The organism is Paenibacillus sp. J2R1T-4, from assembly GCF_059692235.1.
On sequence record NZ_JCAUBA010000002.1, the window covers coordinates 48241 to 69556 of the forward strand.

General features: G+C 47.0%; 21 protein-coding genes. 16 read left to right on the forward strand and 5 right to left on the reverse strand.

Features of this window, described 5'->3' with window-relative positions; translation table 11 throughout:
- Nucleotides 1-32: 32 nt before the first annotated feature.
- The 5 genes from AC58QD_RS03750 to AC58QD_RS03770 all read right to left on the reverse strand — a co-directional run bounded on the left by AC58QD_RS03750 (nt 33) and on the right by AC58QD_RS03770 (nt 4375).
- Nucleotides 33-944 (reverse strand): hypothetical protein, encoded by a 912-nt coding sequence (locus tag AC58QD_RS03750; protein ID WP_497330182.1) that lies wholly within the window; start codon nt 942-944, stop codon nt 33-35.
- Nucleotides 945-1006: 62 nt separating this feature from the next.
- Nucleotides 1007-2659, reverse strand: a complete 1653-nt coding sequence (locus AC58QD_RS03755; RefSeq protein ID WP_497330184.1) for a hypothetical protein — start codon at nt 2657-2659, stop codon at nt 1007-1009.
- A gap of 21 nt (nt 2660-2680) precedes the next feature.
- Nucleotides 2681-3112, reverse strand: a complete 432-nt coding sequence (locus tag AC58QD_RS03760) for a divergent PAP2 family protein (RefSeq protein ID WP_497330186.1) — start codon at nt 3110-3112, stop codon at nt 2681-2683.
- Between the two features lie 31 nt (nt 3113-3143).
- Nucleotides 3144-3494: an SMR family transporter gene (locus tag AC58QD_RS03765; RefSeq protein ID WP_497330188.1), complete on the reverse strand. Its 351-nt coding sequence runs from the start codon at nt 3492-3494 to the stop codon at nt 3144-3146.
- Between the two features lie 29 nt (nt 3495-3523).
- Nucleotides 3524-4375 (reverse strand): decaprenyl-phosphate phosphoribosyltransferase, encoded by an 852-nt coding sequence (locus tag AC58QD_RS03770; protein WP_497331377.1) that lies wholly within the window; start codon nt 4373-4375, stop codon nt 3524-3526.
- A gap of 468 nt (nt 4376-4843) precedes the next feature.
- Between AC58QD_RS03770 and AC58QD_RS03775 the strand changes: the two genes are divergently transcribed.
- The 16 genes from AC58QD_RS03775 to AC58QD_RS03850 all read left to right on the forward strand — a co-directional run bounded on the left by AC58QD_RS03775 (nt 4844) and on the right by AC58QD_RS03850 (nt 21244).
- Nucleotides 4844-6049, forward strand: a complete 1206-nt coding sequence (locus tag AC58QD_RS03775; RefSeq protein ID WP_497330190.1) for a HEAT repeat domain-containing protein — start codon at nt 4844-4846, stop codon at nt 6047-6049.
- On the forward strand, nt 6046-7503 hold the full coding sequence (locus tag AC58QD_RS03780; protein WP_497330192.1) for a glycosyltransferase family 2 protein: 1458 nt from the start codon (nt 6046-6048) through the stop codon (nt 7501-7503). Before AC58QD_RS03775 ends, AC58QD_RS03780 begins: the two co-directional genes overlap by 4 nt.
- 12 nt (nt 7504-7515) lie before the next feature.
- A complete protein-coding gene (locus tag AC58QD_RS03785; RefSeq protein ID WP_497330194.1) occupies nt 7516-8328 on the forward strand; it encodes a response regulator transcription factor in 813 nt (270 codons plus the stop codon).
- Nucleotides 8329-8411: 83 nt separating this feature from the next.
- A complete protein-coding gene (locus AC58QD_RS03790; protein ID WP_497330196.1) occupies nt 8412-8594 on the forward strand; it encodes a hypothetical protein in 183 nt (60 codons plus the stop codon).
- Complete coding sequence (locus tag AC58QD_RS03795; RefSeq protein ID WP_497330198.1) at nt 8581-8766, forward strand: hypothetical protein; 186 nt, start codon at nt 8581-8583, stop codon at nt 8764-8766. Before AC58QD_RS03790 ends, AC58QD_RS03795 begins: the two co-directional genes overlap by 14 nt.
- A gap of 20 nt (nt 8767-8786) precedes the next feature.
- A complete protein-coding gene (locus AC58QD_RS03800) occupies nt 8787-11000 on the forward strand; it encodes a hypothetical protein (protein ID WP_497330200.1) in 2214 nt (737 codons plus the stop codon).
- Nucleotides 11001-11033: 33 nt separating this feature from the next.
- Nucleotides 11034-12050, forward strand: a complete 1017-nt coding sequence (locus AC58QD_RS03805; RefSeq protein WP_497330202.1) for a glycoside hydrolase family 18 protein — start codon at nt 11034-11036, stop codon at nt 12048-12050.
- A 211-nt stretch (nt 12051-12261) separates the two neighbouring features.
- Nucleotides 12262-13386, forward strand: coding sequence for a hypothetical protein (locus AC58QD_RS03810; protein ID WP_497330204.1), 1125 nt, complete (start codon nt 12262-12264; stop codon nt 13384-13386).
- Nucleotides 13387-13582: 196 nt separating this feature from the next.
- Complete coding sequence (locus AC58QD_RS03815; RefSeq protein ID WP_497330206.1) at nt 13583-13744, forward strand: anti-repressor SinI family protein; 162 nt, start codon at nt 13583-13585, stop codon at nt 13742-13744.
- Nucleotides 13745-13907: 163 nt separating this feature from the next.
- Nucleotides 13908-14240 (forward strand): helix-turn-helix domain-containing protein, encoded by a 333-nt coding sequence (locus AC58QD_RS03820; protein WP_497330208.1) that lies wholly within the window; start codon nt 13908-13910, stop codon nt 14238-14240.
- Between the two features lie 151 nt (nt 14241-14391).
- Complete coding sequence (locus AC58QD_RS03825) at nt 14392-15141, forward strand: pseudouridine synthase (RefSeq protein WP_497330210.1); 750 nt, start codon at nt 14392-14394, stop codon at nt 15139-15141.
- 61 nt (nt 15142-15202) lie between these two features.
- A complete protein-coding gene (gene resA, locus AC58QD_RS03830) occupies nt 15203-15730 on the forward strand; it encodes a thiol-disulfide oxidoreductase ResA (protein ID WP_497330212.1) in 528 nt (175 codons plus the stop codon).
- A gap of 16 nt (nt 15731-15746) precedes the next feature.
- Nucleotides 15747-17432: a cytochrome c biogenesis protein ResB gene (gene resB, locus AC58QD_RS03835; RefSeq protein WP_497330214.1), complete on the forward strand. Its 1686-nt coding sequence runs from the start codon at nt 15747-15749 to the stop codon at nt 17430-17432.
- The gene (gene ccsA / locus AC58QD_RS03840) at nt 17429-18688 is read left to right on the forward strand and encodes a cytochrome c biogenesis protein CcsA (RefSeq protein ID WP_497330216.1); all 1260 of its coding nucleotides are present in this window, start codon (nt 17429-17431) and stop codon (nt 18686-18688) included. Before resB ends, ccsA begins: the two co-directional genes overlap by 4 nt.
- A gap of 17 nt (nt 18689-18705) precedes the next feature.
- The gene (locus tag AC58QD_RS03845; protein WP_497330218.1) at nt 18706-19425 is read left to right on the forward strand and encodes a response regulator transcription factor; all 720 of its coding nucleotides are present in this window, start codon (nt 18706-18708) and stop codon (nt 19423-19425) included.
- A gap of 1 nt (nt 19426) precedes the next feature.
- Nucleotides 19427-21244, forward strand: coding sequence for an ATP-binding protein (locus AC58QD_RS03850; protein ID WP_497330220.1), 1818 nt, complete (start codon nt 19427-19429; stop codon nt 21242-21244).
- Nucleotides 21245-21316: the final 72 nt, after the last annotated feature.

Genomic DNA, 21316 nt, shown 5'->3' on the forward strand with positions numbered 1-21316 from the left:
AAGCACCGAGGGCGTATTTTGTTAGTTAGCTTTTATTCCCTTAACGCAACCCAACTGTCATATTCATGAATGGCATAACCGCCGTATGAAGGATGGCTAGAGAGGGATTGAATGACAGTACCCAATTCGCTAGTCATTTGGGCTTTTCCTTTGGCATAAAAACTGCTGTTCGCTTCATTATTATCCATCGTTTCCACTCCGATGACTAATGACTTGCCTGCCGCTTCGTATAATTCTTTCGAAACAGCGTTGATGATACCCTGAGCGTTATCGATATAGGCCATCAGGGTGACCTGATCCAGTCTTCCAATCATATAATCCGTAAGCGTCGTCGTGTCTCCTTTACCGTCGGGCACGAGGAACCATTCAAGCCATACAGGCAAATCCGCGCCTGCAGTCAAGTAGGAATCTGTCTTTACTTCCTGGACAAAGCCGCTGACCGTATCCATCCAATTCCCAATGATTGTATCCTGATCCGTCTGCCATTGCGGTAGGACATAAGGCTCCACATCGAGATGAATGCCGCCGAATCGTTCAGCGGACCGGGAGCTGTTATTGTAGGCTTTCACCCAATAAATAAATTTGTATAGCTCCTCTTGCTTTTCTGGAAGCACCCAGTCAGGCTTTCCGCCTAAGGCTTGAATCTCGATGCCACGTTCCCCTGCCTCTTTGATAAAAGTACGATATACCTCGACGGGTATTTCTTCATCAATTTGCAGGTATACCAGATTGACACTATTTTGAGAAAGATAGTCTAACGTCTGATCTTTGTCCCTCCAGATGGCATATGTATTCCACATCCATGTTGCAACGATTGAGGGGTTATCTTCTGCGGCCGTCGCCTGTTTCATCATATTGGACTGCGGGGGCAGGATGATAAGGGCTTGTACAAGGGCCAAACCTAACAACACTTTTACAACCATACGGGATACTCTTCTTGCCATTCATAAGCCTCCTTAGGGTGGGGATTGCCGCCGGCAATATGATTTTGCCGGCGTCGGTTAGGTTATTGGGTACAGACCAACGTTCCAGAATCCCTTAACTCCATTATCGAATCACACCGCGGTTCTTCTTTCACCTCCTTGTATTCGATTCCGTAGTCCTGCAATCGGATTTTGTTGGAAAACGCGTAGGAGAAGTATGCGGTCACTGGCTGCGGTGCTTGCTTAAGCGTCTGTAATTGACTTTTTAACGCTTGGTTCGCTTCCGACTGAAGTTTGAAGTAAGAGAATGATACCATAGCTACATTGATGAACAGCACGGCGACCAAAAGCCAGCTAAGGCCCCGGATCACCTTTCGTTGATCAAAGCTGAAGCCGAGTAACGCAATGATGAATGGAAAGAGCCACAAATGCGGGACGTAGCGCGCCCACCAAGCGGCGTAATTGATAAACACAGATGCGAACAGGATAATGAGCAATCCGATCACTACCATCGTTCGAGGGATGTTAAACAAAAACGCCATGATCAGGATGATCAAGGAAAGCACGAGTATGCCGCTGAATAGCGGACCGAATCCCCCAATCGCCGTGTCAGGGATTCCGTAGTATTGCAGTTCTTCCATGCTGAAAGTAAAAGGAGTTTTCAGTGTCGTTGTGTCACGCTTCGTGCTGTTTCCTTCCGATTGTGAGAAGTAGGAGACGACAGCCTCTTCGAACCGGTTCATGGTCATGAAGCTTGTCGGAGTAAAAGCTGTCACAACATCTCTTGAATCTTCTCCTGCCAAAGGATAGAACGGATTGTTGTACTTCGCCGTGTTGGTTATATACGGATTGAAGCCAAGTGCAGCTACCCCGATGATCGTGCTTGCCGTCATGACGATCAACATTTTTTTCAGCAGGCCGTGTTTTTGCGTGATGTATAGTGTCAATACAATTCCGATACACAAAATGCCGACATACGCAATCGCGGTAAATTTATTATTGACCGTTAGCATCATGCACAGTGAGAATGCTGCGATTAAGTAGGAATTATGCCTTATATAAATCAGCACGCTGAGTGCAACCAAACAGATGAGCAGAGAACCAAGCTGTCCATCGACGTAAAAACTGAGGCTTTGGTAGATGCTTACCGGATTGCAGGCAATCAGGAGTGCAAAAATGGCGGCCAATACGCGTTTTCTCGGTAGGCATGCAGCTAAAGCAGCAAAACTTATAAAGAACGAGCCTGAGATGAGCAGGAAGTTGAACACTTTGCTCAGCTCAATATTGCCGGTTATTGCGTACAGCGAGGCGGCCAAAGTTTCACCCGCTTTGGCATAATGGTCGATCCAGATCGCGTAAGGTACCCCCTGATCAGCGAGCGGCTTATCGTAGAACGGGTTCCAGCCATTCACGAGCTCTAGAATCCCTTCCTGGTGGTACGTCTGGCCATCATAGCTCAAGTCATAATAATATCCGCTCATTGCCAAAAATATAAAAAACAACGCGGTGGACGCGAGAAGACTAATACTGAAATATAGCAGGTACTGATCCGGGAAGTAAGCTTTTGCCGTAAACCAGACAAACGCAACCGTCACGGCTACCGCAATAAACAGATTGGCGGCTGAGATCTCGATATTTACGAGAAACAACAGCGTAGTAACCGCAAAGGTCGAAGCGGTAAAGACCAGTAAGGACAACCCCGTGAGCAGACTTGTATTCTGGATTCGGTCATTCATCTCTATCTCTCCTAACGCAATTTATATAAATACAGAGGCGATCCATCCGACAATTGTGCCGACGAATAGTCCGCCTAGTATTTCGATTTTCGTATGCCCCTGTTTTTCCCTCAGCATCGAAGCCTCATCATCGGGTTGCCGCCTCGACAACAGGTTGATCCATCGCGAGTTCTCTCCGACCGCCCGACGCACACCCGTAGCATCAATCATGACGATCATCATTGCAGCAATCCCCAAGCCGAATAAGGGGCTGTCCCATCCGGCAGTGAATCCGATCAGCATGGTGATGGAGGTAATTACAGAGGTGTGTGTACTTGGAAATCCGCCGTTTCCGATATGGTCGCGTGCGTGTTTGCCATGCTTGAGAAAGTGGATCGCAAATTTCAAGCACCCGGATGTGACCCAGGCTATTATCGGAATGATTGCGAATATATAGCTGTGAACCTCTTTCATTTCGTGTATTCCCCCGTGTACATAGGTTGGTTCAAGATCTTGATATAACAACGACGCCCATCAAAATAATGCCGATTCCGACCCATTTCATGGCAGAGATCGATTCGTTGAACATGTAGTAGCCGGCCAGGGCTACTACCACATAACCAAGGCTGACCATCGGATAGGCAACGCTAATATTCATCTGTTTTAACGTAAGCAGCCAGAACAACGAGCTGAGAGCATAGGAGAACAGCCCTGCCAGCACCGGCCACGAACTGAACATTTTTACGATTCCCGGTCCATGATTCCAGAGTGGCCTCGGATTCACTAGCCCCCATTTCATCAACAACTGTCCGATGACGCCCAGCATTACGGATGATAGCAGCCACACAAATTTCATCTGGTTTCCTCCGGATAGACAATTTGGACTCATTCCAAGTAAATAAGGATGAGCACGATCGAGAACGCGTACAGCATGACTGTTACAAGAATATGACGGTCTTCAAAGAGTACTTTTTCCGGCTTGCCGCCTTTGTCTTCCATATGGATCAAATACAAATAACGGAATACGCCGTAAATCACGAATATCAGAGTCCACATGAGATGAATTGTATGGCCGGACGTGAAGGTAAACAGGGCATAACTCATGATCGTGGCCGTCGTCACAATGCTGTTGAGCTGGTTTAGCAGTTCAATCGAGTAGAAATCAAGCACTTTCCGGTGCGCTCCTTTATCGGTCTGCAGAGAATGCACCTCGTGTCTTCGTTTGCTGATCGCAAGAAAGATAGAAAGCAGCATTGTACATATCAAAAACCACGGGGTAAAAGGGACTCCGATTACGAGACCGCCTCCAATGGCACGCAGCACGAACCCTGATGCAACGATTAGAACGTCAACAATGACGACATGCTTGAACTTCAACGAATAGCCTACATTCAACAGAAAATAAACGAGCAGCAGCAGGCTGAAAAGCGGGCTGAACGAAAACGCCGTCATCAAGGAAAAGACCACCAGTACGGACCCGAGCAGCAAAGCGGCATAAGGATTAATCGCGCCGGAAGCCATTGGTCGGTGGCGTTTCTCCGGATGCTGCCGATCCGCTTCGCGGTCCACGAAGTCGTTCAGGATGTACACACTGCTGGAGACGAAACAGAACAGAATGAAGCCCGCAACCGAATGAAACAGCATGTCCATGTTCGACTTTTTAATGGAAAAGATAAGGGCGGCGAACACCAATAAATTTTTGGTCCATTGCCTTGGACGCAGCTGGATGAAGTACATGTACAGGGAGCTGGGAAACAGGCTGAATTTTTTTTCCTTAGCATCCACGTTTGAATTTGGTAAATTCATCAATCAACCATCCTTTTTCTCTCAGATAAAAGCAGGTTAAAACTCCTCTCCGGATCTTTTCACCATCTATGAATGGTGGACTTAATAAAGAACACCACGCTTGATTATATAGAATGAAACGTTCTTTATAAAGCACCAATGTAGGGAGGATACTCGAATATATGGAAGAAAACAGGGGGATTTTGTTCTTTTTATAGAAATTTGTCGACTTTTTGCTATTTTAATTTTTGATAGAATTGAGTTATACTCAGTACTGGTTCATTATTAAGAACACGCGACGCCGGCCAGGGCGGAATGCGCATTTATGAAATGTAAGGAAAAAAAAGAGAAAAAGAGAAAAAGAGAAACAGAGAAAAAGAGATATGGGAGATAGGAGATTCTGATTAGGAGGGAAACTGTATGACCGAAAGTGCTTCGGATATTATCGTTCTGGCCTATATATTGATAGTGTTGATCGTAATTGTTTTTATCAGTCTGTTCGGTTTAAGAACTAGGGCCATTTGGCTTGACCGCCAAACCCGGCATTATTTGCAAAAGCATCAAGATTATTTCGATTATGTGATGTCGCATTTACATGAGGAAGCCCCGTTTCAGAAACCAGACGGTGTGCTGACGAAAACCGAGCTCAAAGTGATTCAAAACAAACTCTTTCAATGGATGGAGAAGATCGTCGGAGTCGAACGCGACAAATTGACAAATCTCTGCTGGGATCTCGGTTTGGTGGAGTTGAATTTGCGTAGGCTGCGCAGTGAGATTCATTGGACCCGACTGGACGCTGCTTATAATCTTGGCGTCATGCAAGCGAAAGAGGCAGTTCCATCACTACTGCATATGCTCGGGGAGGAAAGCTACGGTTCCCCCTCATTCGTGATTGCCCGCGCCATCTCCAAAAGTGCGCAAAGCGATGAGGAGCTTGACCGGATGGTGCGCAGCTTGGCGAAGTACCGCAAGCAGTCGCACCGACTCGTGGCCGAGGTGCTGGCCCTATCCCGAATTGATAGTACTTTCCTGTTGATCAGTTATTTGCAAGAAACGGACGAGGAACTGCTGAAGATCGCCTTGACAGGCTTGCAAAATCGAACGATTCCCGATGCACATTTTATTTTGACACCGTTCGTCCAATCAGACGATCCAGAGTTGAGGTTGTTGGCTGTACAGGCGCTCATAGCCCAGGGTTCGCAAATAACTGAGGAACAGTGGGTAGAGTTGATGCAGCACGAGGATGCGGATGTCCGAGCGACGGTTGCTGATACTTTAGGCCGATCAGGAATGGATAACTCGATTAACCTGTTGAAGGCTGGTATGACCGACTCCGACTGGCGCGTGCGGTTTAACAGTGCCAGAAGTCTGGTCCAACTTCAAGATAGCGGCTTCCGTGCTTTATGTGAGATGGCCCTGCACGGAGGAGAATCGGTGCAGGGAATTTTGGCGGGCGAAGTGATTCAAGAAGAATTGACGAAAGGTGCGCTGTATTTCGACGATTTCGATGAAGCGATGTGGCATAACCGCAGGCTTCGCATTTACCGGCAGTTTTTCGACGAGCAGGGTCCCGGTATGCAGTCGCAAGGCGTTGTGCTCAGCTTTTCGAAAGGAGATCCAGCATGAAACAATTGCTTCTGGGCTATGCTCTATTCGCCCTTTATTCGGTTATAGCTGTTTATGTTTTTTATATGATTATTATGTTGCTCTCACATAAGCGGATCATCCGCATCATCAAGGGTGTGAAATACGCCAGGTACCGCGAACTGTCCGGTTCCGAGCAAGTACCCCCGGTTTCTATTCTGGTACCCTCCTATAACGAGGAGCTGACGATCATTGAAAGCGTCCGTTCCCTCTTGAATCTGGGTTATCCATCCTATGAAGTAATCGTCGTCAACGACGGATCGAAGGATGCTACGCTGCAGGTGTTAATCGACGAATTCAACTTGATCCCTAAGACGAATTATTCCGTCGGGGAAGAGCTGGAGGCGAAGCCGATCAGAGGCGTGTATCATAATCCGCGCTACCCCAAACTATATGTTGTGGACAAGGAGAACGGCGGGAAGGCGGATGCTCTGAACGTGGGCGTCAATGTGTCCCACTACGCGCTCGTCGCAACGATCGATGCGGATTCACTACTGGAGAAGGATGCCTTGATCCGGCTAGCCTCCGTGTATATGGAAAACCCCGAGGAAACGATCGCGATCGGAGGCAATGTACGCGTAGCGAACGGGTGCAAAATTGAGAATGGGTGCGTTACGGAAGTGAGCTTGCCAGACAAGCTGCTGCCGATGTTCCAGAACATCGAATATTTGAAATCGTTCCTTGCTGGTCGAATCGGCTGGAGCGCCATCAACGGGCTTATTATCGTGTCCGGCGCTTTCGGCTTATTCCGAAAAGATTACTTGGTCAAGGTCGACGGTTACCGGGACGGCTTTCCAGGCGAGGACATGAACATAATCATCAAGCTTCACAAACATATGCTCGACAACAATCTCCCATACCGGATCGCATACTGTCCAGATGCGGTATGCTGGACGCAAGCGCCAGAATCGCTGCGCATATTGCAAAGCCAGCGCAAGCGGTGGGCGCGTGGGAATATCAAAAATATTTTCAAGTATAGCAGCATGATGTTCGTCCCCAAATATAGAGCGGTTGGGCTCCTCTCCATGCCATATACTTTAATCTTCGAGACGTTAGGACCTTATTTGAGATTGACCGGCTATATGGCGCTTTTCGGGTATATCGCTCTGAATATGGCCGACTACAAGATGATGCTGCTAGTCATCGGGGTTAGTCTGCTAGTCGATATTTTATTCAGCTGCGGCGCTTTGTTAATTGAAGAAATAGCTTTCCGGCGATATCCGAAATTCAAGGATTTGATCAAAATGATGCTCTATTCCGTGCTGATGACGCTCGGTTACAACCAGATCAATGTGTATTGGAAAATACTCGGACATATCGACTACATCCGCAATGATGATTCGTGGGGCGTTATGGTCCGAACGAGCTGGAAGGATGAAGTTGCGGGACAGAAGCCCGCAATTCAAAACCAAACTGTAAACAATCAATCCACTTAGAGGTGATGTGAAATGTCTATGCAAGTATTGCAAGAAGCGGTGGAAATTCATCCATTATTCGTTCACCTGAATCGGGCGCTCGTGGATTCAAGCCAGACGGCATGCGGTCTCATATTGGCAAAGTGCGTGTTGAACTCCACTGCGCAGAGTCAGCTGCAAGAAAGGGTCGCACGGCCTGAATTGGATCTGCAAGCGCAGTTTTTGTACGAGTCAAACAACGAGACGCTGGCAATCTTACTTCCCGACTATGCGTTGAGCAATACACATTTCGTTTCGCTGTCTGTCAAGCAGTTTTTGCAGGACGAGCAGCACCCTGCGGGCAACATTGTCATTGCAAGCTTTCCGGAATGCGGAGTACCGAGAGAAACAGATCTGCAGGCGATGCATGCGATGATTGCAGATGAAGCGAACCATGAAAATTCGATTCTGATCTATAACCAACCGGAAGAGAAACGGAAAAATTCCACCATTCTGATCATTGACGAGGATGAAACAGGCGGCGAGCTGCTCGACTCCCGGCTGCGCATGAAAGGGTACGAAGTATATATGGCTAATAACGGGTTTGACGGATTGCGCTTGTTCAATTCCTTGTCGCCGGATCTTGTCATTATGGAGCTGTCCTTGCCTGGTTACGACGGGTATGATGTGATTCGCAGCATCAAGGGACGGAATGGGAATGATTCAGACTGCAGGATCATGGTGCTGTCGGAGAATCGGATGGAGCGTGACATTAGCGCCTGCTTTGAGCTGGGCGTTTCCGACTATATCAAAAAACCGTATTCTCCGTTGGAATTGGAAGCAAGAATTCGTCGGCTCCTGCAATAGTAACAGACGTCAATATGAATGAGCCATGAATGATCACTTACGATACCAGCCTTGTATTGCAGGGCCTTGAGGAGGTGTGAGGTTTGAACTCGATTAACAGGAACGGAGATTTGAGCGGCCTTCGCCAAGAACTTCAACGATTTATTTCGGAAGCTCAAAGTAATCATTTCAATTTGTCTCAGCCCCTAGATATGTATGTGGGAGAATTGAGCAACATTTTGCGCAAACATCTGGATGCCGGGGTGGAAAACAATGAAGAAATTTGATGATTATCCGAAAGCCTTCAAGAAAATGGTCCGATACATTCGACAAGAAGCAACCATCGAGCAAATCCGCGGAATGGAAAACATTTTTGTCGACACGGTCGCTCTGCGACTCCAGAAATTGGAGCCTGACAGCGATACACGGAACCGCCATTTATACAGGAAGCCGCAGTAAGTAAGGAGAAGAGTTGCCCTATGAAAAGGAACATAAAGCTTCGTCTAAGCATAACGATTGTCGCAGTCCTGATAGCCGGTTATTTCGGTTGGCAGCATTTCCAACCCATAAGTGCGGAGAGTGCAGATATGGAGAAAGTAAAGCTGGATAACGGAATGAACATAAAGTTTCGCACACAAGGCGATCAGGTCGAAATTTATAAAGACCAGCAATGGCATTCTTTTTTTGCCAAAGGTGTTAATATCGGAGCTACAATTCCCGGGCACGATCCGGGAGAGCTAGCGATCGATAAAAAAACGTTTCTGAGGTGGTTTGCCGAAATCAAAGAGTTGGGTGCCAATGTTATACGGGTGTATACGATCCATGAACCGGTTTTCTACGAGGCGTTGGTCGAATTCAATCAGGAGCATCGGGATTCCCCTCTCTATTTCATACAGGGTGTGTGGTCGCCTGAGGCGCAAATGTTGAAAACTCATGATGCCCTTAGCCCTCTCGTGGTGAAAGAATTCAAGAAAGAAATCATTTACGCTGTAGGGGCGGTTTATGGCGATGTTAAAATTCCGAGCGAGGGGGGAAAGGCTGACGGGCGGTATAAAGTGAATGCCGGTCCTTATTTAATGGGCTGGAGTATTGGAACAGAGTGGGATCCGCCTATTGTGGAAGCGACAGATAAGGCGAATCAAGGCATGGCGCCGTTCCAGGGGGACTATTACAAGGCCAAAGAAGGCTCCACTCCGTTCGAAAACATGCTTGCGGAAATGCTTGATACGCTCGCTGCTTTCGAAAGTGAACAGGGGTGGCAGCATCCGCTGGCCTTTACAAACTGGGTGTCGACCGATCCGCTCGAGCATCCCGGAGAAATTGACCGCGCTGAGGATCTTGTCAGTGTGGACCCGATGCATATCGTGCCGACGAACTGGCAAGCGGGGTATTTCGCGTCGTTCCATGCTTATCCGTATTACCCGGAATTTTTCCGCAGCGACCCAACGATCCAAAACGTCAAAAACGATAAGGGTGAAATCGACACCTATAAGGCGTACCTGCGTTTGTTGAAGGAGCACCATAAAGGAGTGCCGATTATGGTCACGGAGTTCGGGGTTCCAGCTTCGCTCGGAATAGGGCATATTACCGGTTTGGGCCGCAATCAGGGCGGGCATACGGAGGAGGAGCAGGGCAAGATCAACGCTGATCTGCTTCACGAAATCGTGCAGGAAAACTACGCAGGGGCTATTCTGTTCATGTGGCAGGATGAATGGTTCAAGCGAACGTGGAACACACAAGAATTCGAGCAGCCGGTCGACCGGCGCAAATATTGGCTGAACGTACTAACCAATGAGAAATTGTTCGGGATTACGGGTATGTATTCAAGCAAGGACGGTCCGCTCTTGATTGATGGGAAATTGGATGACTGGGAACAGATCAAGGACAAGAAGAAGTATGACCCCGGAGTTCCCGGCTGGAAAAATATGTGGGTAACGCATGACGAAGCTTATCTGTATATTGCTGGCGAACTCGAGAAAGACTTCGATCCCGAAAAGGAGATTCTTTATATCGGGGCGGATACTATGGAGGGCGGAAACAAGCATTCAAAAGAATTGGGTGACCGGACGCTGAGCGAAGGATTAGAGACGCTGGTAACAATCGGCCGCCCACAGGAAAGCCAAGTAAGCATCGCGTCGAATTACGATTTTACTACCCGATTGTGGGGCGTTATCAATGGGATGGCTCCTGTTAACGAGGGCGATATGAAAGACGACTCCGGCATCTTTGCTCCATGGAGATTGATTGTGGACATGGAGTTTAGTCCGCCGGCGGCCAAACATTATCGTCCTTACAAGGATCTGCCTGCAGGCGAGTTGAGAAGGGGAACGACTGATCCGGCCGCTCCGGATTACAATTCGCTCACCATGTGGCAGGCGAAGGGGAACATCATAGAGATGCGAATTCCTTGGATGCTTCTCGGTTTCGCGGATCCGAGCTCCCTACTAGCGGTCAATTACGAGGAAAAGGACGGGAAGCTGCAAACCCAGAAGGTGGACGGCGTCCGCGTACTTCCTTGGATCGTTAACCGAAGCACGAACGAAGTGTATGGTTTGGGGAATGGCAGTGAGGTTACGGATGTGTCAAAGTTGCCCAAATACAAATGGAAGTCCTGGAACGAAACGCAATTTCAGGAAAGGCTGAAAAAGAGCTATACGATCATGCAGAAAGCTTTTAGGGAAATCAAAGAGTAGTCTTTCTGATTCATTCAAGAGGCTGCTATCAGAGTGGACAAGGTGCAGCAAATGGACAATACAGCCTATTTAAATGCTTATTGGTTCAGTGGCATAGAGCCGCTGACGGATGAACAAATAAGAGAGCACGTACTGGAATTGCAAAAGTACCAAATCAAATATCAATTGGCGGATATCGGGATATTGGTCTCGAGCGGGGATGAGTCCAACGGAACGCTGCCTGCTGATGGCTACAAGGAACTGGGTCATTGGATCAAAGTGTCCAGGGAAACGGATCCGAATCAAAAGATAATTGCTATGGTGAACGACGGCAAACGATATGTTTGGCAGGATGGCAAGAGAGTAGGCAACCCGAACTTCGGGAATGCCGTATATAACGATAACTTGAGAGCTGTTGCCAACATGTTGGTCAACCAAGGTGCTGCTTATGGCGGGATACGATATAGACTGGATGGAATCCAACTCGATATCGAAGGGTTTTTACCGAATGATCCGGTACTGAAGACAACGTCTGAGTTCGTTCGGAGCGATTTGGACGACAAAACAATTTATTCGATCGCCTCTCCGGCGGATCCGGCTGTATGGTCGGATGCATATGTCAGCGAAATGGCCGGCATATTCAATATGCTCAATCCGATGATATATGATCAACTGGGCTGGGGTTCCTCTATCCATTCCCGAGAGACATATCAGCACTTATGGAAAACTACGATTGTCCGATATGCACATGCCATCGCGAACAGCAGTAGCATTAGTACGCTGCTGATCCCTACGATGCCCGTGTATGAGAAGAAAGTGGCCGAAGACTGTACCGTTTATCATGATCCAGCCATCGAAAATATATTTAATGCTGCCCAAGGTGTCAAGATGGCCAGAACGCAATTGGCAACGGATTCGAAGACGAACCCGAGAATATACAAAGGCGGTTTGAATGGTGCAGGTATTTTCTGGTGGAGTAAGTTTATTCTTCAAGGTCCCGACCTAAACGACCCTTACGGTCACGATTATGAACTGGATCGTAGGTGGTGGACGAAGGAATGGATGCAGTAGAGAAGTAGCATAATCAAACATGGAATAACCCGTCCCGGGTGGGACGGGTTATTTATTTTTATCCAGGACGTTTGCGACATGCTTAGGTCTTTAGCTTTATTTTTATACCCAATATTATAAATGCTGTAATATTTTGCTCGTTACTTTCCGAATAAATGCAGTACATGCATGTATCTCACCAAGAGGTTCACATCTAGGAGGAAGAACGAGAATGAAAAGAAAAGTTATTGGGTCTTTCGTGTTGGTTACAGTGTTGCTGTCGTTGTACGTTTCACTTGTTGTCTATGGCCAAGAGGCAACGAATGCAGGAACCGTGCTGCCGGACGATGCCAAGCAAGTGAATAATACCGCTTATTTAAATTCATACTGGTTTGACGGAACGGAGCCTTTGACCGATGAACAGATGAAGGAGCGGGTGCTGGAACTGCAGAAATACCATATCAAGTATCAGTTGGCGGATATCGGGATCCTGATCTCGAGCGGAAACTCCCTTAACGGTACGTTGCCGACAAATGGGTACAAACATCTGGCTCGCTGGATTAAGATATCCAGGGAAACAGCTCCTGATCAAAAGATTGTTGTAGCCGTTAACGACGGCAAACGTTTTTTTTGGCGGAACGGCAAAAGGGTAAGCAACAAGAATTTTGGAAATGCAACTTACAATACCAACTTAAGGGCGGTTGCCGACAAACTAGTCAATCAAGGCCTTATGTATGACGGGATTTTATATAAAGCAGATGGCATTCAGCTCGATATCGAAGGATTTTTGCCGAATGATCAGGTTCTTCTGGCAACGGCGAAATCGGTTCGGACCACGCTGAACGATAATGCCATCTATTCGATCGCTTCCCCGGCGGATCAAGCTGTATGGTCGGACGCGTACATTAGCGAAATGGCTGGTATTTTCAATATGCTAAGCCCCATGATGTATGATCAGATGGGCTGGGGCTCCCCGATCGTTTCTCCGGACTCTTATCAGCAACTCTGGAAATCGACGATTGTTCGATATGCGCATGCAATCGCGAACAGCAGCCACCCGGAAACAATGCTCAATCCGACTATGCCAGCGTATGAGAAGAAAGTGGCGGAAGACGGCACGGTGTATCACGATCCCGACATCGAGAATATATCCAATGCGGCCCAAGGACTCCAATTGGCAAGAGAGCAACTGATTCTCGATCGTACGGCAACCCCATTGCTAAATCCGAACGGAGTGCATGGAGCTGGTATTTTCTGGTGGAGTTCCTTTATCCTTCAAGGTCCGGACCCACGAAATGGTTACGATTATGGACCAGACCGCCAGTGGTGGATGGAGCAATGGGTAGGGCAGCAATAAGGGATTTGACAAAACCACCAAGCACCTGACCGATGAACTTTCGGTCAGGTTTTTTGTCAATCTTTTCCGTACTTACAGATTACCCCCATAATTGAACAAGCTCACGCGAAAGCTGTAACACCGCTATTTATTTTCAAGAACATTAGGCCGGCAAAACCCATTGTCGCTGAAAAAGATATCGGAGGTGCACCAAAGCGTGAACACTAGAAAGACCATGATGAATCTGGAATTGGATATGGAATGGATTGATTTGATCGCTACCGCTCAAACAATGGGTATACCCTTAGAGGATGTTAGGCATTTTCTTAAAGAATCTAGTAATTCTGAAACTACAGATAGTAAAGATAGTATTGGCTAGGCTATCAAATTTTTCCGACATCTGTAAAATCCCCGCCCTCCTTTTTCCGTAACCCGGAAAAAGGTTTTTATCCTGTTATTTCATAAATTTCCCCACAAATATATTAATTTTTGATAAAATGTAAATTAGACATAATATTATGAGCATTCACCTAGGGGGATTTATGAAGATAGGGGAACGTGTAAAACAATTGCGCTCCGAGAAAGGATTTTCTTTAAATGAGCTTTCTGAGAAAGCGGGAGTTGCCAAATCATATCTGAGCAGTATTGAACGTGATATTCAATCGAATCCATCTATTCACTTTCTCGAAAAAATTTCTGCTGTACTTGGCGTGCCTATCGAAACGTTCTTTCAGCCACAGCCAGTACCGGAACTTGAATTAGACCCTGAATGGTCCATGCTGGTTCGCGAAGCCATGGATTCAGGCGTAACCAAGGAGCAGTTTTTGGAGTTTCTGGAGTTCAATAAATGGCGAACCAAACAAGTAAACAAATAACTAACGACAATCTCGTACCACCGATCGTGTGGTGCAGGGTTGTCGTTTTTTGTTGACACTTAATCACTGGCGAACTTCACCCAACTTGTACTTTCTACCTAGGATAGGTAATATAAAGACGAGATTATGAAAAACTTGGAGATGAATCGAGATGGAAAGATTGCAAAAAGTGCTGGCCCATGCCGGCGTCGCTTCCAGACGGAAATGCGAAGAGTACATAGAAGCAGGCCGAGTGCAGGTTAACGATGAGACGGTCACTACGTTAGGGGCCAAGGTTGATCCTCTAACGGATGTCATTACCGTGGACGGACAACCTATTAAGTCCCAAACGCTTGTTTACTATACGATGAATAAGCCGAAGGGCGTAATCACGAGCATAACTGATCCTGAAGGTCGTCAGACCGTGTCTGATTATATTAAGGATATCAAGGAACGCGTGTATCCTGTCGGTCGACTTGACTATGAGAGTGAAGGCCTTCTTCTTCTGACAAATGACGGAGAACTGGCCAATCTGCTCACCCACCCGAAGCATCACGTGCCGAAGACCTATCATGCTACTGTAAAAGGCGTTCCGCACGGTTCCCTGATTGAGAAGCTGAAGAGCGGGATTATGTTGGATGATGGAATGACGGCTCCGGCCGAGGTCGAATACCACGATGTTAACCCGGAGAAAAATGAATCGATCATTGCCATAACGATCTATGAGGGACGGAATCGCCAAGTGCGCAGAATGTTTGATGCGATCCATTATCCGGTCAATCGCTTGAAGCGGGTTCAGTTCGGCAGCCTGCTCCTATCCGGTTTGCCTCGCGGCAAGACACAGAAGCTTACGCCAGCGCAGGTGAAAGAGCTTTATTCCAGTGTTCTGGAGTCACAAAAAATACAAACTAAGCCGGAGTAGCGCTTCAAAATTTCGTTATAATGAAGACAATGCAATAACAATTATAGTTTGAAGGTGATGGATGTTGGGCAAATATAGAAGAAGAATCCAAATCATCATATTTGTCGCCGTTTTATTGATTGGCGGATATACAATCGGGAGCAGCTTATTTTCTGAGGAATCGATTCCTAAGGAAGGCAGTACAGCTCCTGCTTTTAAATTAACGGGATTGGACGGCAAAGTACAGGAATTATCCGATTACAAGGGTAAAGTCGTCGTCGTTAATTTCTGGGCAACTTGGTGTGAGCCTTGTTATAAGGAGATGCCAGCTATCCAAAATCAATATGAGAAATGGAAAGACCGTGGAGTAGTGGTATTGGGTCTGAATTTGGACGAAAGCCCGGTTACTGTGCAGACCTTCGTCAATCAATATAAACTGACGTTCCCGATTCTGATTGATAAAGAGTTTCGGATGAGAAACAGGTATCATGTAGTCAGTTACCCCACGACGTTTTTCATTAATGAAAGCGGCAAAATTGTGAAGATAAGTATCGGAGAGATGGATGAGACTTTTATTGATCAGACCTTAACCGCCATGCTGAAACAGTGAAAGGGGGCAGTGACGGGTGATTTCGAACACAAAATGTGAGTGCGGACATCAGAATCATGTCGGGACCCTGCTCTGCGAAGCTTGCGGAAAGCCAGTGAACGAGCAAGATCTGAACAGTGAAGAACTGCTTGAAATGCGTTATGACGGGGTCGCGCGTCGTTCCCAAAGAAGTAATCCATCATGGATCGATCGGGTATGGAACTTTTTCTCTTCCGTTAAGATAGCGATTTACTTGATCTTAGCTACATTGGCTGGAGCTGCATTAGGTACGATTTATCCTCAGGAGAACACGTTTCTGAATATGGACCCCTCGGTTTACTATAAAGAAACTTACGGCACTTTGGGACAAATCTATTACAAACTCGGATTGTCTGACACTTATGGCTCCTGGTGGTTCATTACCCTGTTAGTCATGATCGGAACTTCCCTTGTAGTATGCAGTCTGGACCGGGTTCTTCCCTTGTATCGTGCGTTAAGCAGACAACAAATTCGCAAGCATCTGCAGTTCATCAAGCGGCAAAAGGTTACATACTCAACAGAGTTACCCTTTGCACAGAGCAATAGTAATCAGCCTGCTGAAGAATGGGTGCAGAATGCTGCTGCACAATTGCGTAAGAAACGATACAAGGTTCATACGGATGGGACAGCGCTTCTAGCGGAGAAACATCGATTCAGTCGCTGGGGACCCTATATCAACCATATCGGTCTTATTATCTTCTTGTTAGCGGTTGTTGCGAGAGGGATCCCCGGATGGAGTCTGGATCATTATATGGGTTTCCTCGAGGGCACCCCAGTACAAATTCCCGAAACTCGCTATTACTTGAAGAATGAGCAATTTACAGTCGTCTACTATGACGAGAACGAGATGACGGATAAGTTCCGCGAACAGAACAAATCCGTACCCAAAACCTATGAAACCAAAGCCGTGCTCTACGAGTGTTTGAAGGATTGCGGAGATCCAACCAAAGAGCCTGAGCTGAGGCAGGTGGCAACTCACGACATCATTGTGAACAAACCTCTGAATTATAAAGGCTTGTTGGCCTATCAATTTGATTTCTCCGAAACGCCACAGTTGATTTCCGTCTCGCCAAGTCTTAAGAACAAGAAGACTGGGGAACAATTCGGGCCTATCAACATCAAAATGAAAAACCCGGCGCAGAGCTATGAAGCTGGTCCATACAAGCTCGCTCTAAAAGGATATTTTCCGGATTTTACAATGAGTGACAAAGGACAGCCTATGACCAAGTCCAACGAACCGAATGCACCTGCATTCGTCTTCAACATAACAGGGCCTAATCTTCCTGCAGAAGGCACGGGTTATATTTACTTTCCTCGGGAAGTAGACAAGGTGAATTTCCGTCAAGACGATATTAACGGATCGATTGCCCAGAATTGGGAGATATCCGCTAACTCCATGCAGGATGTGGAGATAGCGAATTATACAAGCTTTCTCAACATCCGAATCGACCGGGCACTGCCTTATATTTGGGTAGGCTCAGCAATCTTTATGATTGGTGTTATTATGGGCCTGTATTGGCAGCACCGTCGAATATGGATTCGCATCGATAATGGCAATGTGCTAACGCTGGGAGCACATACGAATAAAAACTGGTATGGTCTTCGGAACGAGGTAGCCTCCGCCTTGCGAGTTGTAAACCTTCAAGTAGATCCGAAGCAGCTTGCGAATGAGGTGAGAACGTGAGTTTAGAGTCAATCAGCAGTGTGTTCTTGTTGTTTGCGTTTATTTTCTATTGTTTGTCGTTCGGATTGTTTGCGGTTTCCATTACAGGCAAGAAATTCAGCGCGCGTGAACCTGAAGAGCATGTAAGATTGTGGAGCAGATTCGGTTTTGGCATAGCTGTACTAGGACTTGTGAGTCATTTGTTGTTCTTCTTTACCCGTTGGGGGGCGGCAGGACGGATCCCGACAAGTAACATGTTCGAGTTTATGACGTTCCTGGCCATGATGACCATGGTAGCTTTCATTATCATTTATCTGATCTACCGGAAGCCGGTTTTAGGACTTTTCACGACTCCGGTCGGCGTCATCATCTTGGCTTATGCGTCGGTTTTCCCGCATGAGATTACACCGTTAATTCCAGCACTGCAGAGCTACTGGCTCAAAATCCATGTGACAACAGCGGCGGCTGGAGAAGCATTTTTTGCAGTTGGTTTCGCGGCAGGACTAATGTATCTGATCCATGTTATTAACTTTAAGGATACCAGTCCAAAAGGCAAACGAGCGGTTCGCGGTGTAGAGCTTACCATTTTTGTAGTGATTCTGATCATTTCGTTTATCGTATCGGTCTTCGCATTCCGCGGTATAGGGTATGAAGCCAAATTTTTGCAGGAAACGGTGAAAATAGATCAGACCGGTGCGGAGGTTACTTCAAAAGAAACCGTAGATTATGTACTGCCTCCGATCGTCCAGCCTTATAACAGCACAGTGGAGAGTATGGATTCCTTCTTAGGAATCAATCAGCCGTTGTTCGAGGCGCCGTCATGGATGCATGGCGTTAATGCAGGACGCAAGCTGAACACGGTAATATGGGCATTTGTGATCGGGATCGTATTATACGGCTTAGCGAGATTAGTATTGCGCAAACCAATCGGTGCTGCCATCCAGCCTGCCATGCACGGAATGGACGCGGAAGATTTGGATGAAATCAGTTACCGAGCCATCGCGATAGGCTTTCCGATCTTTACCCTGGGAGCACTTATATTCGCCATGATCTGGGCCTCTGAAGCCTGGGGAAGGTTCTGGGGTTGGGATCCTAAAGAAGTCTGGGCGCTAATTACATGGCTGTTCTATACGGCATATCTGCACTTCAGACTATCTCGGGGTTGGCAAGGACCGAAGTCAGCATGGATGTCTGTAATCGGGTTTATCGTGGTTATGTTCACCCTGATAGGGGTAAATTTGATTATTGCCGGGCTTCACTCATATGCGGGCGTATAAGAAAGGATGGACATTAGATGATGGATAGAAAATCAAGCATATTGATCGTCGATGATGAAGAACGCATCCGCCGTTTGCTAAGGATGTATCTGGAGAAAGAAGGATTCACCATTCAAGAAGCTGAAGATGGAGAGACGGCGCTCAGCAAAGCGTTGGATAACGAATATGATCTCATACTGCTTGACCTCATGCTTCCGGGCATTGACGGGATTGAGGTGTGCTCGCGACTGCGGCAAGTGAAGGCAACACCTGTCATCATGTTGACTGCCAAAGGCGAAGAGACCAATCGGGTGCAAGGCTTCGAGGTTGGTGCTGATGATTATGTAGTCAAGCCATTCAGCCCGAGAGAGGTAATCTATCGGGTTAAAGCGATCCTGCGCCGTTCATCTGTAACTGCTTATTTGGCTAAAGATACGATCAATACCAGCAATAATATAGTGTTCTCCAATTTATTGATTGAGCATGATGCCCATCGTGTATCAGCAGGCGGGCAAGAAGTCGCCCTTACCCCTAAAGAGTATGAACTGTTGCACTATTTGGCCTCATCGCCTGATAAAGTTTTCTCCAGAGAAGATCTGCTGAAGGATGTTTGGAACTACGAGTTTTTCGGCGATTTGCGAACGGTAGATACTCATGTTAAGCGTCTTCGAGAGAAGCTTAACAAAGTGTCTGCAGATGCCGCTTCGATGATTACGACCGTATGGGGAGTAGGCTATAAGCTCGAGGTGCCGAAATAACGTGAAACTGTGGAGAAGTGTTGTAGGAAAGTTATGGATGACGATTATTATTCTTGTAGCCGTTGTTCTTCTGATTAACGGCGTTTTCATGGGTCAGTTCTTGAATACGAACTTCGCTAACTCCAAGGATCAGGAAGTCAGCATGCAGAAGCTGGCTTCCAAGGTAGCTCAGGAACTCAAGAAACACAAGGAAGATACGAGTTATATGAGTGCCGTGAACGAGCTGCTTGCAGCCCAGGACGCGGCTCTGGTTGTTTTGGACACCAAATTGGGGGAGAGCTTCTCAGCTCCTGTATCGGCAACCTTACCCAAATTCAAAGCTGTCGATATATTCATGCAAGATCAGCTGGATAATGTGATTAAGGGCGGTACAGAAAAAAGGATATTTATTGATCCTCAAAGCGGCAAACGATTTCTCGCGGTTGCGGTACCTCAAACCAGTGATGGAATTGGGGGGGCCGGCGGTATAGTCATGATGTATCAAACGCAAATGTCTTTAAGCTATACGCAGGCTTATTTCCGCAACTTGTTTATTATCGCAGGGGTAATTGGATTCCTGCTGACGACCTTATTCGCTTTTTTCTTATCTACCAAGATCACTCAACCCTTGCTACAGATGAAAAAGGCAGCAGATTTCATCACCATGGGGGAGTATAAGACAAGAGTTCCGGTGTCCTCGAGTGATGAGATCGGAGAATTAGCACAGACCTTTAATCACATGGCAGGCAGATTGGATGAGACGATCCATGCATTGAATCACGAGAAAGAACATCTGTCTAGTGTGCTGCGAAGTATGACGGATGCGGTTATTACATTGGATGCGAACGGAACGGTCATCTTGACTAATCCTCAAGGCGAGCGATTGGTGAGAGAGTGGCAAGATCTGGAGTGGTCGGAACCGGAGTCGTTACAAACCGAGCATCGGCCGATACCGGTTCCTCTGCAGCAGCTTTTCGAGTCCGTCGTTCAAGATAGTGTTGAGATGACCTCAACGATTCATGTACGCAACAGTGTATATTCCGTAGTTATGGCCCCCCTATACTCAGGAGAGAGCCTTAGAGGGACGGTTGCCGTGATGAGGGATGTTTCCGAGGAGTTCCGACTGGATAAGCTGCGGAAGGACTTTGTGGCAAATGTCTCGCATGAGCTGAGAACACCTCTGTCCATGCTTCAGGGTTACAGTGAGGCTCTATTGGATGACATTGTTTCCACACCCGAAGAGCGTCATGATGTAGCTCAAGTCATACACGATGAGTCGCTGCGTATGGGTAGACTTGTTCAAGACTTGCTGGATTTAGCCCGTATGGAAGCAGGGCACTTGGAGATGCACTTTGGCGCAGTAGAGATGAATGCATTGGTAGCCAGGGTACAACGTAAATTCCTGGCCTTGTGCAGAGAGAGAGACCTTAGTCTGCATGTTTCTTTCGAGCCGGAGCAGATCAACCTTGCCAATGCAGATGAGGATCGATTGGAGCAAGTGTTGACGAATCTGCTCGATAACGCGATCCGCCATTCTTCACCTGGAGGAACTATTGCTATTAACGTGAAGGCCTTGATCTTAAACAATATCCCATCCGTAAAAATGCAAGTAAGTGATCAAGGACAAGGAATCCCTAAGGAAGACTTGCCTTATATTTTCGAACGATTCTACAAAGCGGACAAAGCAAGGACGAGGGGCAGCTCAGGCTCTGGCGGGACCGGTCTTGGCCTCGCGATTGTCAAAAACATCGTAGAAGCGCATCAAGGGATGATTGCAGCGGAGAGTGAAGTTGGCCACGGAACGACATTTTCCATCACGATTCCTAATCATTCCGCATAAAACAAAAGGATTTTTCCGAAGAGCATATCGGAAAAATCCTTTTTATGTTGAGAAAACGTGACAAATCTTGTT